The sequence below is a fragment of the Nocardia sp. NPDC005825 genome, assembly GCF_040630175.1.
GTDB lineage: Bacteria > Actinomycetota > Actinomycetes > Mycobacteriales > Mycobacteriaceae > Nocardia.
The window spans coordinates 192,094-205,289 of sequence record NZ_JBEXXC010000012.1 but is presented as its reverse complement, the minus strand read 5'-3'; the positions used below and the strand labels follow the sequence as shown (position 1 = coordinate 205,289).

Sequence of the window (13,196 nt, the reverse complement as noted above, 5' to 3'; positions counted from 1 at the left end):
CTCCCGGCGCGCTCATGCCGTCACCGTGGCAGAACGCCCGTGAGGAATTCGTTAGGGCGGGCGGCTACCGGTCAGGGCCGCAGATACCGATCGGCCCAGTCCGTGTCGAACCACCCCGGCGCGGCCGCGGTGAACTCGGGCCGCTCCCAGGCCCCGGCACCCGCGGGCAGCGAACCGACCAGGTCGACGCCGGTGACGGCGGGCAGGTCGGTGCGATTGCACTCGGAGGCGAGATCGGGTGCGGCGGGCCAGGATCCGATGACCAGGCCCGCGCAGCCGACACCGACCGCGGCCAGCGCGCGGGTGGTGAGCTCACTGTGATTGAGGGTGCCCAGCCCGGCGGCGGCCACCAGCAGGACCGGGGCGCTCATCTTCTGGGCCAGGTCCAGCAGGGTGAACTCGCCCATGCGCACCAGCAGCCCGCCCGCGCCCTCGACCAGGATCAGGTCGGCGTCGGCGCAGGACTCGATCCCGGCGACCGTCTCGGCCAGGGTGAGCAGCGGCTGACCGCAGCGGCGCGCGGCGGTGTCGGGGGCCAGCGGGTCGGGGTAGCGGGCGAATTCGAGGGTGCGGGTCACGCCGCTGAGCCGGGTGATGTCGGCCAGGTCGCCGGGCTCGCCGGGGGCCATGCCGGTCTGCGCGGGCTTGACCACCGCGACCTCGGTTCCGGCGGCGCGGGCGGTCGCCGCCAGCGCGGCGGTCACGATGGTCTTGCCGACATCGGTCGAGGTGCCGGTGATGAACAGCAGGTTCGCGGTCATACCGAAACGACCTCCCGCCCACGGGCTTCGGCCAGCACCTCGCCGAGAACGGTGGCGATGGTGGCCAATTCGGCCTCGGTGAGATCGGCGCGCGCGGTCAAGCGCAGGCGCGAGGTGCCCTCGGGCACCGACGGCGGCCGGAAGCAGCCGACGCTGAGGCCGCGCGCCCGGCAGGCCTGGGCGGCGTCGTAGGCGACCTGCGCCTCGCCGAGCACGACGGAGACGACCGCGGACTCCGGGTGCCCGACGCCGGCGATGCGGGCCAGGTCGGCGGCGCGGTCGAGCACCCGCTGGGCCATCTCGGGCTCGCGGCGCAGCAGCCCCAGCGCCGCGCGGGCCGCGCCGACGGCGGCCGGAGCCAGGCCGGTGTCGAAGATGAAGGTGCGGGCCGCGTCGATCAGATGCGCGCGCACCCGCTCACTGGCCAGCACCACACCGCCCTGCGCGGCAAAGGCTTTGGAGAGGGTCGCGGTGATGATCAGGTCGGGTTCCCCGGCCAGCCCGCACTCGTGCACCAGGCCGCGGCCGCCGTCGCCGCGCACGCCCAGTCCGTGCGCCTCGTCCACGATGAGGACCGCGCCGTTGGCCCGGGTGACGCGATGCAGTTCGGTCAGCGGCGCGAGGTCGCCGTCGGCGCTGAACACCGAATCGGTGAGCACCAGCGCGCGTTCCTCGGTGCGCTGCGAGAGCAGCCGATCCACGGCGGCGGGATCCTTGTGCGCCGCGATCTCCACCCGCGCCCGGGACAAGCGGCAGGCGTCCACCAGGGAGGCGTGACTGCCCTCATCCGAAACCACCAGTGCCCCACGCCCGGCCAGCGCGGTGACCACGCCGAGGTTGGCGGCGTAGCCGGAGGCGAACACCAATCCGGCTTCCGCGCCCACGAATTCGGCGAGTTCGCGCTCGAGCTGCTCGTGTTCGACGGTGGTCCCGGTGACCAGTCGCGAGCCGGTGGAGCCGGTGCCCCAGTAGCGCACCGAGGCGACCGATCCCTCGACGACCTCGGGGTGGCGGACGAGCCCGAGGTAGTCGTTGGAGGCCAGGTCGATGCTCGCCGCGTCGGAGGTGCGGGGTCGCAGTTCACGGCGCAGCCCCGCGTCGACGCGTTCGGCGGCGCGGGTGTCGAGCCAGCTCAAGGGATCGGCAGTCACAGCTCGGAAGCATACTTGAACGCCGTTCAGGAGGCCATGGGTGTCGGTGGACGGCGCTATGCTGGAGGATCGTAAGGAGGCTGCGCGATGCCACGATGGGCAATAGTGGTCGAGCAGACGACCGGCTTCGGCGACTCCAAGACCTGGAGTCCGAAGATCCTCACCGAGGTGGTGGGAACCCGCGAACAAGCGCTCGCGAAGGTCCCTGACCTCGTCTCGAAATTCATTCCCGATCATCCGAAGTTGATCAGCCGCCGCACGATTCTGCGCGACGGCGACACCTTCATGCTGATCGCACGTGGCTGGTCCGATGACTATCACTGCGTGTTCAAGGTCTGGGAAGTCCTGTCAGACAGCGACAATGCAGACAAAGCACGCGAGAAACGGGCCAACCGCTAGGAATTCGGCATCCCGGCGGTAGTCCAGGATCAGGCCGCGGCAGCCGCGAGCATGGCGGCGGTGATCCGGCGGACGTCCTCCGAGGTGCTGATGAACGGGGGCATGGCATAGACCAGGTTGCGGAAAGGCCGCAGCCAGGCTCCCGCGTCGACGGCGGCGTGCGTCGCCGCGCGCATGTCCACCGGGTGGTCGAGCTCGATCACCCCGATGGCACCGCGCACCCGCACGTCGGCGACGCCGGGCAGGTCCCGCGCCGGGGCCAGACCGGAGTTCAGCTCGGCCTCGATCCGGGTGACCTCGCCCTGCCAGTCGCGCGAGAGCAGCAGTTCGATCGAGGCGACCGCCACCGCGCAGGCGAGGGGGTTGCCCATGAAGGTCGGACCGTGCATGAGACCACCGTGCGAGCGGCTGATGGTCTCGGCGATCTCCGCGGTGGTCAGGGCGGCGGCCAGGGTCAGGTAGCCGCCGGTGATGGCCTTGCCGACGCACATCACGTCGGGGCGGACGCCGGCCTGGTCGGCGGCGAAAAGGGTTCCGGTGCGGCCGAATCCGGTAGCGATCTCGTCGAAGACCAGCAGGACGTCGTGCTCGTCGCAGAGGCGGCGCAGTTCGGTCAGGTAGCGCGGGTCGTGGAAGCGCATGCCGCCCGCGCCCTGCACCACGGGTTCCACGATGACGGCGGCCAATTCGTGGGCGTGCTCGGCGATGGTCCGTTCCAGTTCGGCGACGTACTCCGGCCGGAAGTCCGCGGGGGGCGCGCTCGCGAAGATCTGCGGGACCAGTACGTCCGACCACAGCGAGTGCATGCCGCCCTCGGGGTCGCACACGCTCATGGGGGTGAACGTGTCGCCGTGGTAGCCGCCGCGCCAGGTCATCAGCCGGTGCTTGCCGGGCCGGCCCAGCGCGCGCTGGTACTGCAGGCACATCTTCACCGCGACCTCGACCGACACCGAACCGGAGTCGCAGAGGAACACCTTGTCCAGGCCCTCGGGGGTGAGCTCGACCAGTAGCCGCGACAACCGCACGGCGGGTTCGTGGGTGAGCCCGCCGAACATGACGTGACTCATCTTGCGCGACTGCGCCAGCAGCGCCGCGTCCAGCACCGGGTGCTGATACCCGTGCACGGCCGCCCACCAGGAACTCATGCCGTCCACCAGTTCCCGGCCGTCGGCCAGGGTGAGCCGGGTGCCCGAGGCCGAGGCCACCACCAGGGGTTCGGTGCCGGCCGGGAAGCCGCCGTAGGGATGCCACACGTGGGCGGCGTCGAGGGCGGCGATCTCGGCGGGCGACAGCGCGGCCGATGCCGTCAGGGGGTCGGTCAATGCCACAGGTGGTCCTTCGAGGAGCGGGCTTGAACGGCGTTCAAGTTACCAGAACCGCCACGCGACCCGGCAAGCGCGCAGGGGGACCTGCTCGTCCCTCGGCCGGACCTGGCGGCGGGCACGGCGATCGGCGGCCGACCCCGGCCGATAGGGTTCCGGGTATGGCTCCCGCGACTCCCGGCACCACCGGGCTCGGTGTCTGGCCCGGGACCGCCTACCCCCTGGGCGCGACCTACGACGGCGCCGGGACGAACTTCTCGGTCTTCTCCGAGGTGGCCCGACGGGTGGAGCTGTGTCTCATCGACGCCGAGCACCGGGAGACCCGGATCGAGCTCGAGGAGATCGACGGGTACGTCTGGCACGCCTACCTGCCCGGGATCGGCCCCGGGCAGCGCTACGGATTCCGGGTGCACGGCCCCTTCGACCCGGCCGAGGGCCTGCGCTGCGATCCGAGCAAACTGCTGCTCGACCCGTACGGCAAGGCGTTCGAGGGCGACTTCGGCACCGCCGTCGCGCCCTACAACTACGGGCAGAACTCGCTCGGGCACACCATGACCGGAGTGGTGATCAACCCCTGGTTCGACTGGGCCGACGACCGCGCGCCGAAACGGCCGTACCACGAGACGGTCATCTACGAGGCGCACGTGAAGGGCATGACCGTCACCCACCCCGAGGTGCCGCCGGAGCTGCGCGGCACCTTCGCGGGCATGGCGCATCCCGCGATCATCGACCACCTGCGTGGGCTCGGCGTCACCGCCGTGGAACTCATGCCGGTCCACCAGTTCCTCGACGACCGCATCCTGCTGGACCGGGGCCTGCGGAACTACTGGGGCTACAACAGTTTCGGCTACTTCGCACCGCACCGGAGCTACGCCGCGGGCGCCTCCCCCGCCGCCGCGGTCCTCGAATTCAAGGCCATGGTGCGCGCCTTCCACGCCGCGGGCATCGAGGTGATCCTCGACGTGGTCTACAACCACACCGCCGAGGGCAACGAGTTCGGGCCGACCCTCAGTTTCCGCGGCCTCGACAATGCCGCGTACTACCGTCTGGTGGACGGTGATCCGCAGCACTACATGGACTACACCGGCACCGGCAACAGCTTCAACATGCGGCATCCGCACGCGTTGCAGCTGATCATGGATTCGCTGCGGTACTGGGTGCTCGACATGCACGTGGACGGCTTCCGTTTCGACCTGGCCGCCACCCTGGCGCGCGAATTGCACGACGTGGACCGGCTTTCCACCTTCTTCGACCTGGTGCATCAGGATCCGGTGGTGAGTCAGGTCAAGCTGATCGCCGAACCCTGGGATGTCGGGGAGGGCGGCTACCAGGTCGGCAACTTCCCCGTCGCGTGGACCGAATGGAACGGCAAATACCGTGACACCGTGCGGGATTACTGGCGCGGACAACCGGCCACCCTGGGCGAGTTCGCATCCCGGCTCACCGGCTCCTCGGACCTGTACGAGGCCACCGGCCGCCGCCCCAGCGCGAGCATCAACTTCGTCACCGCGCACGACGGCTTCACCCTCACGGACCTGGTGTCCTACAACGAGAAACACAATGCCGCCAACGGCGAGGGCAACCAGGACGGCGAAACCTACAATCGCTCCTGGAACTGCGGCGTCGAAGGCCCCACCGACGACCCGGAGATCCTGGCCCTGCGGGCCCGGCAGCGCCGCAATCTGCTCGCCACCCTGATGCTCTCGCAGGGCACCCCGATGTTGTTGCACGGCGACGAGTTCGGCCGCACCCAGCACGGCAACAACAATGTCTACTGTCAGGATTCACCGCTGTCGTGGATGGACTGGACCCGCATGGACACCGAGGCCGAGCTGCTCGAATTCACCAGGCGCACCGTCGCGCTGCGCGCCGCGCACCCGGTGTTCCGGCGGCGGCGCTTCTTCGATCCCGCGCCCGCGCCGGACGGGCTCGGTGACATCGCCTGGTTCACCCCCGGCGGCGCGGCCATGACCGACGCCCACTGGGAGACCGGTTTCGCGCGCTCGCTCGCGGTGTTCCTCAACGGCGACGGCATCGGCGAACCGGGCCCGCGCGGGCAGCGCGTCACCGACGACTCGTTCCTGCTGTGCTTCAACGCCCACGACGAGGCCCTCGACTTCACCCTGCCCGATGCCCGGCACGGCCAGGCCTGGACGGTGGCGCTGGACTGCTCCACCCCGACCGGCGAACCGGCAGGCAGCGACCCGCACGGCGCGTCGGCCACGGTGCAAGTGCCCGCACGCTGTCTCGTCGTCCTGCGCCGTACGGCATGATCGGTAGCGACATGACCAGCTCGCCCGAACACACCACCGGCCCCATCGCCCGCCAGATGCCCGTGCGCAGCACCTACCGCCTGCAGCTGCGGCCCGACGCGCTCACCTTCGCCGACGCGCGCGGTATCGCCGAATACCTGCAACAGCTGGGCATTTCACACCTGTACCTGTCGCCCGTCATGAGCGCGGCCCGCGGCTCCGCCCACGGCTACGACGTCACCGACCCGACCACGGTGTCGGCGGGGCTGGGCGGGCCGACCGGGCTCAAGGCACTCGCCGACGAGGTGCGCAGCCGCGGTATGGGACTCATCATCGACCTGGTGCCCAACCACGTGTCGGTGGCCGATCCGCGGCAGAACCAGTGGTGGTGGGAGGTGCTGCGGGACGGCCGGGACTCCCCCTACGCCACCTGGTTCGACATCGACTGGACCTCCGGCAACGGCGCGGGCGGGCGGATCGCGCTGCCGGTGCTGGCCGGGGAGAACGATCCGGCCGCGCTGACCGTGGACCGGTCCGGGCCCGAACCCATGCTGGCGCTGCACGATATGCGCTTCCCCATCGCGCCGGGCACCGACGGCGAGAACGCGCTGCGCATCCACGACAAACAGCACTATCGGCTGGTCAACTGGAAATCCGGGCTGTGCGGGTACCGGCGCTACTTCACCGTCGGCGGGCTGGCCGCGCTGCGCCAGGAGGACCCGGCGGTCTTCGAGGCCACCCACCGCGAACTGGCCGCCTGGTGCGAGCACGACCTGATCGACGGTGTGCGCGTGGATCATCCCGACGGGCTGGCCGAACCCGCGCAGTACCTGCGGCGATTGCGGCGGCTGATCGGGCCGCAGCGGCTGCTGCTGGTGGAGAAGGTGCTCTCCAACCGTGAGCCCCTCGACGCCACCCTGCCCATCGACGGCACCACCGGCTACGACGCGCTCGCCGACATCGGCGGGGTGCTCATCGACCCGGACGGCGAGAAGCAGCTCACCGACCTGTCGCGGCAGTTCACCGGGCACGGCAGCGACCGGGCCTGGTTCACCGAGCAGGAGCACCGGATTCGCCGCGCCGTCGCCGAGACCATGCTGGTGCCGGAGGTGCGGCGGCTGGTGGCGGCGGTCAAACGCGACGCCCGCGCCGACGTGTTCGACACCATGGCGCTCACCAACGCCGCCATCGAGGTGCTGTCGTTCATGCCGGTGTACCGCACCGACTACGCGCCGCTGGCCGGGATGGTCGGCGCGGTGGTCGCGGAGGTGACGCGCCGCAATGCCGAACTCACCGCGCCGCTGCAGGTGCTGGTGACCGCGCTCGCCGTGGGCGGCGAGGCCGCCACCCGTTTCCACCAGGTGGGCGGGGCGATGAGCGCGAAAGCGGTGGAGGACACCATGTTCTACCGCGCCGCCCGGCTGGTGTCGCTGCAGGAGATGGGCGCCGACCCGGCCCGGTTCGGCTGCTCCCCCATCGAATTCCATCTCGCCAACGCCGAACGCGCGGCCCGCTGGCCCGCGACCATGACCGCCCTGTCCACCCACGACACCAAGCGCGGGGAGGACGTGCGCGCCCGCATCGGCATGCTGTCGCAGGTGCCCGACATCTGGGCGCGCTCGGTCAGCACCTGGGAGGAGATCGCGCCCGGCCCCGACGGTGCGACCACGCTGTTCCTGCTGCAGAACATGTTCGGCGTGTGGCCCGCCGACGGGCGGCCCGCCGCGAGCGTGACCGGGCTGCGGGAACGGCTGCACCAGTTCGCGGAGAAGGCGGTCCGCGAGGCGGGCACCCGATCCTCGTGGGAGGAACCCGATATCGAGTTCGAGACGGCGGTGCACCGCTGGATCGACGCCGTCATCGACGGACCGGTCGGCGCGGAACTCGGGGAATTCGTCAACGATCTCGCCATCCACGCCTGGACCGACTCCCTGGCCCAGAAGCTGCTGCAGCTGTGCGGCCCCGGCATCCCCGACATCTACCAGGGCTGCGAACTGTGGGAGGACTCCCTCGTCGACCCCGACAACCGCCGCCCGGTCGACTTCACCCACCGCTCCCTGCTGCTCCAATCCCTCACCGGCACCCCCGATCTCGACCCCACCGGCGCGGTCAAGATGTGGATCGCCGCCTACGCGCTGTGGCTGCGCCGCGAACGCCCCGACTGCTTCGTCGGCGGCACCTACACCCCCCTCTTCGCCTCCGGCGACCGCGACCACCACCTGCTCTCCTACGCCCGCGGCCGCACCGGCGAAACCCCCGAGATCATCGTCGCCGTCACCCGCCACAGCATCCGCCTCGACGAGGCCGGCGGCTGGGCCGACACGGTCCTCGACCTCCCCCAGGGCCACTGGACCGACCGCCTCACCGGCCACACCTTCTCCGGCCGCGCCCGCCTCGAGAAACTCTTCGCCCGCCTCCCGGTCGCCCTGCTGGTGCGCTGACACCCGCCGCGCTCAGATACCGACTGTGCGGCAGGGTGGTTGGGGGGTGCCGTCGCTAGCGGTGGTGGGCCAGATCATGGCGGCGGAGGTTTGGGGACCGAAGACGCCGTCCTTGGTGACGGTGTGGCGGTCCTGGGCGGCGAGGACGGCACGCTTGGTGTCGGGACCGTAAATGCCGTCGGGGTCGTTGATTTCGGCTCGATAGCAGACGCGCAGGGCGGCTTGCAGAGTCGTGACGCCGGCCAGCGGGCCCTGGGCGGCGTCCTTGGTGGAGAGCACGCAGCGGCGGCCACCGTCCGCGGTCGCGGGGACGATGACGGGGCGGTCGGGGGTCTGGGGCACGGTGGCCGTGTACTGGCAGCGGGCGGTGATGGGGGCGGAGGGCGCGGTGGGTTCGGGGCGGGCCGAGTCCGAATCCCAGCCCAGCACACCGGCGATCACCGCGGCGCCCGCCACCGCGCCGACCACTGCGGTGGCGGCGATGCGCCACCAGGCCGATCGGCGCGAACGGTACCCGAGCGCGCTCGCTTCGGGGTTCGCCGTCTCGCCATCGCCGCCCCAGGGCTCGTCCGGATCCTCGTCGGCCGGGTCGCGCACGCGGGTGCGGGTGGCATCGTCCGTTGCGAGATCCGTCGGTAGGGCGGTGTCCTCGCCCGGGGACCCGGTGCCGTTCTCGCCCTGTGGCCTATCGGCATTCGGGCCGGTACCGGCGTCCACGGTCTCCGCCGAATCCGCGGCCAGCAGGCGAGCGATGTCGGCGTCGTCGAGCTGCGCCGGCGTCGATTCGAGGCGGTCCGAGCTCGATTCGGTAGGGGCGGTGTCGAGTACGTCCGCGCGGTCGGGGGCGTCCGGGGCGAACGCCAGGGGTGGCCGGTCGGTATTGCGCAGGCGTAGGGCGGCTTTCGCCGCGGCGGCGAAGTCGCCGCAGCCGGGGTAGCGGTCGGCCGGTTGCCAGGCGGTGGCCTTGGCGAGCACCACGCCGAGCAGGCCGGGGAGGCTCGGATCCGTTGCGGGGATCGGGATCTCGCGCGGGAGGTGGCCGGTGGTGAGCTGGTAGAGGGTGACGGCCAGGGCGTGGACGTCGGCGGGCGGGCCGACGGTGCGGCCCGCGCACTGCTCGGGTGGGGCGTAGGGCTGGGAGAAGGCCCAGCGGCCGGTGGCGGTCCGGGTCTCCTCGGTGGCGAGGCTGCGGGCGATGCCGAAGTCGCCGATCAGGACCCAGTCCGCGCCCGCGGTGCCGGTGGTGCGGAAGATATTGGCGGGCTTGACGTCCCGGTGGATGACCTGGTGGGCGTGCGCGTAGTCGAGGGCGGCGGCGACGTCGACGACCATGCGGACCGCGCGGTCGGGGTCGATGCCGTACGGGTTGGCCTCGATGAGGTCGGCCAGGTCGCCGCCGGGAACGTACTGCATGGCCATCCAGAGCGTGCCGTCCGCGTCGCCGAAGTCCTTGACGTCCACGATGTTCGGGTGTTGCAGATTGGCCACCAGCTGCGCCTCGCGGCGGAACTGGGCGGTGCCCGCGGTGCCGGTCTTCATGGGGGTGAGCAGTTTCAGCGCGACGGGCATGTCCAGCGCCCGGTGCCGGGCCAGGTAGACCGTGCCCATCCCGCCCGCGCCGAGCCGGCGCTCGATGACGTATCCGGCGAAGACCGACCCCGCGGCCAGCTCGGTTGCGTCCACCGTCCGCGCACCTCCTCCCGGAGCCCGCCGATTCGAGGAGGATAGCGCCGTCACGCCGGTCCGGCAGCCCATTATCAAGCCGCGGATTCCGCCGACCCGCTCCCCTCGTCGATGCTCACCGGATGCCGGGGCAGCGGAACCAGGTCGACCGACTCGATCAACTCCGGCGGGACGGGACCGGGTCGGTGCTCGCACCAGCGCCGAATATTGTTCGGGCGGTAGCCTTTTCGCTCCTCGACGGTGGAGGCCAGGAAGCTGTCCTGGTCGCCGGGCTGCAGCAGTTTGCGCCACGAGTCCCAGTAGAAGCGCGGGCTGCGCCAGGTGGTGGCCATGCGGGCGACATTGAGGATCCGGAAGCCCGGGCTCAGCGAGTCGTGCAGGTGCGGGGCGTCGAACGGGCAGTCGCGCAACAGGTCGTCGAGTCGATCGTGGTCGAAGTCCAGGCCCTCGGCCTCGGCTTCGGCGATCATCCAGCGCAGCGTGATGTCGGACAGGCCGCAGTCGGCGTAGCCGCCGCCGATATCGCAGTGCACGCCCTCGAACCAGACCTGCTTCACCCGGTCGGGCCGGTCGGCGTAGAGCTCGCGCTGATCGTCGGGGACCTCCCACAGACAGGGTGAGAAGGCGCGCCGACGCTCGTCGATGGCCAGCGCCTGCCGCGCGCACAACACGATGCGTGAGAGCCGCACATCGTGGAAGCGGTGCAGGCGCGCGGTGATGCCGGGGACGCCCATCGCACCCACCGTGTCGAAGACGCCCAGGAAGTTGATGGTCGGGGCCTCGGGGTGGGAGTTCCGGGCGCGGAACTCCGCCCATTCGGGCGGGTCCGGATCGTCGGCATGCTGCTTGCGCGTCCGGTAGATCTTCAAGGCCTTGGGGTACTGGCCGCCGATCATGGCCTGGTAGGTCAGGATGCCGAGCCGGTTGATCATCCCGGCCAGGCTGCGGGCGGTGTACGCGCCGCGACTGAAGCCGAAGATGTAGATCTCGTCGCCGGGTTCCCAGTTCAGGGCCAGCTGCCAATAGGCGGCCGACAGGTTGGCTTCCAGGCCCAGCCCGAAGGCGCCGCCCATGAGCTTGTCGGACATGAAGCCGCGGGAGCCCGGGCCGGGGACATAGTTGATGCGCTGGCCGACGCGGTTCCCGTCCGCATCCGTCCCGGTCAGCCGGACCGTCTCGGCGATCTTCACGATATTGGACACCGCCGAGCTCGATTCGGCCTGCCACGTGCCGTCGCAACACACCACGAGTCGTTTCATGAACGCCAGCCTCCCGTTCTGACCGTCCGGTTTCCCGCGTAGCGAACTACTCGAATAATCGCGGCCCCGCCGCGCGCCCGTTAACCCCGCGCGTGCCCCCACAAGTACCCGCACCAGCGCCGTTAACACGCCCGGGTGCGGCGCGCGATCGGTCATGAATCGTTCACGATCGGCGTGGCACCGTGAGCCCATGTCCCCACCGCCGCGGTCACAGCCGACGCCTCCGCTCACCATCGGGGACCTGGTGGTCGATCGCCTGCGGCGCCGCGTCCGCCGCCACGGCGTGCTGCTGAGCATGACGATGCGCGAGTTCTGCGCGCTGGAACTGCTCGCCGAGCGTGCGGGCACCCTGGTCAGCCCGGCCGACATCGCCACCGCCTGTGGCGAATCCGGCGCCGGGACCGGCGTGGGCGAGGTGATCACGAAGCTGAACCGCAAACTGGGCGATCCGCGCATCATCCACGGCTCGGCAGCGGGTTACCTGCTGCACGCCTGAGAACCCCACGGGGGCAAACGGTCCCGTGTGATCCGAACGAGGGGTCGGATCACACGGGTCACCGGATCAGGTCAGGTACCGGTACGCCGGCGAGTTCGGGTCCAGCCGCTGGCCCTGGATCGGCGAGGCCTCCAGCCGCGCGATCAGCGGCTCCAGGCAGTCCGGGCTGCCCAGTTCGATACCGACCAGCGCGGCCCCGGTCTCCCGGTTGTTGCGCTTGACGTACTCGAACAGGGTGATGTCGTCGTCGGGCCCGAGCACCTCGTCGAGGAAGCGGCGCAGCGCACCGGGCTCCTGCGGGAAGTCCACCAGGAAATAGTGTTTCAGGCCCTGATGCACCAGCGAGCGCTCGATCACCTCGCCGTAGCGGGAGATGTCGTTGTTGCCGCCCGACAGCAGGCACACCACCGTCGAGCCCGGCGCCACGTCGATCTCGCGCAGCGCCGCCACCGACAGCGCGCCCGCCGGCTCGGCCACCACGCCCTCGTTCTGGTACAGCTCCAGCATGGCCGTGCAGATCGCGCCCTCGTCCACGTGCATCATGCGGAAAGTGCCCGCGCCGGACTCGGTTTCGGTGCTGGTCAGTAAAGGCAGCGAGGCGTGTGAACGGACCAGGCCGCCGAAGCGCGACACCGCGGTGTAGGGCACCGCGCCGATCCGGCGCACGGCCGCGCCGTCCACGAACGGATCGATCTCGGGCAGCGTGACCGGGCCGCCCGCCACCAGCGCGGCGGTCATGGACGCCGCGCCCGTGGGCTCCACACCCAGGATCGCGGTCTGCGGCGACCGCTCGCGCAGATAGGTGCCGACCCCGGCCAGGCAGCCGCCGCCACCCACCGGCACGATCACCAGATCCGGTGCGCGGCCGAGCTGTTCGAGGAATTCGGCGGCGATGGTGCCCTGCCCGGCCGCGGTGCGCGGATCGTCGAAGGGCGGGACCATGGTGGCCCCGGTGCGGGTCACATCGTCGGCGGCGGCCGCGGCGGCCGCGTCGTAGGTGTCGCCGACCGCGATGAGTTCCACGAATTCCGCGCCGTGCACTCGGATCCGGTCGCGCTTCTGCTTCGGGGTGGTGCGCGGCACGTAGATGCGTCCGCGCACGCCCATCGCCTTGCACGCGAAAGCCACGCCCTGCGCGTGGTTTCCGGCGCTGGCGGTGACCACGCCGGCGGCCTTCTCGTCGTCGGTGAGCTGCGCCATCAGGTTGTAGGCGCCGCGCAGCTTGTAGGACCGGACGGCGGTGAGGTCCTCACGCTTGAGGTAGACCTCCGCGCCGGTCAGCGCCGACAGCCGCGGAATCCGCTGCAGCGGCGTCGGCTCGATAATGTTCGAAATTCGCTTGGCAGCCGCGTCGATCTCGTCCGCCGTCAATTCGGGCAGCGGACCGGACACTTTCTCTGCTACAGCAAGCGGATCAGACATCCGAACATGC

Annotated in this window: 10 protein-coding genes; 4 read left to right on the top strand and 6 right to left on the bottom strand. The window is 70.8% G+C overall.

Translation table 11 applies throughout. The features are described 5' to 3' along the window. Positions 1 to 71: 71 nt before the first annotated feature. Positions 72 to 761 carry a dethiobiotin synthase gene (gene bioD / locus ABZ382_RS28815; RefSeq protein WP_357095165.1) on the bottom strand — a complete coding sequence of 230 codons (690 nt, stop codon included), beginning with the start codon at positions 759 to 761 and terminating at the stop codon, positions 72 to 74. Then, positions 758 to 1,912 (bottom strand): 8-amino-7-oxononanoate synthase, encoded by a 1,155-nt coding sequence (locus ABZ382_RS28810; RefSeq protein WP_357095162.1) that lies wholly within the window; start codon positions 1,910 to 1,912, stop codon positions 758 to 760. The genes bioD and ABZ382_RS28810 overlap by 4 nt, the downstream gene beginning before the upstream one ends. 105 nt (positions 1,913 to 2,017) lie before the next feature. On the opposite strand from ABZ382_RS28810, the gene ABZ382_RS28805 reads away from it, so the two are divergent. After that, positions 2,018 to 2,311, top strand: coding sequence for a hypothetical protein (locus tag ABZ382_RS28805; protein ID WP_357095160.1), 294 nt, complete (start codon positions 2,018 to 2,020; stop codon positions 2,309 to 2,311). Positions 2,312 to 2,340: 29 nt separating this feature from the next. Here the strand turns inward: ABZ382_RS28805 and ABZ382_RS28800 are convergent, their stop codons facing one another. Further along, entirely contained in the window at positions 2,341 to 3,639 is a 1,299-nt protein-coding gene (locus tag ABZ382_RS28800) for an adenosylmethionine--8-amino-7-oxononanoate transaminase (RefSeq protein WP_357095157.1), read from the bottom strand. A gap of 155 nt (positions 3,640 to 3,794) precedes the next feature. On the opposite strand from ABZ382_RS28800, the gene glgX reads away from it, so the two are divergent. Both glgX and treY read left to right on the top strand, forming a co-directional pair. Further along, positions 3,795 to 5,906 carry a glycogen debranching protein GlgX gene (gene glgX / locus ABZ382_RS28795; RefSeq protein ID WP_357095155.1) on the top strand — a complete coding sequence of 704 codons (2,112 nt, stop codon included), beginning with the start codon at positions 3,795 to 3,797 and terminating at the stop codon, positions 5,904 to 5,906. 56 nt (positions 5,907 to 5,962) lie between these two features. After that, a complete protein-coding gene (gene treY, locus ABZ382_RS28790) occupies positions 5,963 to 8,326 on the top strand; it encodes a malto-oligosyltrehalose synthase (protein ID WP_357095279.1) in 2,364 nt (787 codons plus the stop codon). Positions 8,327 to 8,338: 12 nt separating this feature from the next. On the opposite strand, the gene ABZ382_RS28785 is transcribed toward treY, so the two are convergent. Further along, the gene (locus ABZ382_RS28785; protein WP_357095152.1) at positions 8,339 to 10,009 is read right to left on the bottom strand and encodes a serine/threonine-protein kinase; all 1,671 of its coding nucleotides are present in this window, start codon (positions 10,007 to 10,009) and stop codon (positions 8,339 to 8,341) included. 74 nt (positions 10,010 to 10,083) lie between these two features. After that, positions 10,084 to 11,268 carry a DUF2235 domain-containing protein gene (locus tag ABZ382_RS28780; protein WP_357095150.1) on the bottom strand — a complete coding sequence of 395 codons (1,185 nt, stop codon included), beginning with the start codon at positions 11,266 to 11,268 and terminating at the stop codon, positions 10,084 to 10,086. Positions 11,269 to 11,458: 190 nt separating this feature from the next. Between ABZ382_RS28780 and ABZ382_RS28775 the strand changes: the two genes are divergently transcribed. Next, the gene (locus ABZ382_RS28775) at positions 11,459 to 11,764 is read left to right on the top strand and encodes a helix-turn-helix domain-containing protein (protein ID WP_357095148.1); all 306 of its coding nucleotides are present in this window, start codon (positions 11,459 to 11,461) and stop codon (positions 11,762 to 11,764) included. A gap of 66 nt (positions 11,765 to 11,830) precedes the next feature. Here the strand turns inward: ABZ382_RS28775 and ilvA are convergent, their stop codons facing one another. Then, positions 11,831 to 13,186, bottom strand: a complete 1,356-nt coding sequence (ilvA, locus tag ABZ382_RS28770) for a threonine ammonia-lyase IlvA (protein WP_357095145.1) — start codon at positions 13,184 to 13,186, stop codon at positions 11,831 to 11,833. Positions 13,187 to 13,196: the final 10 nt, after the last annotated feature.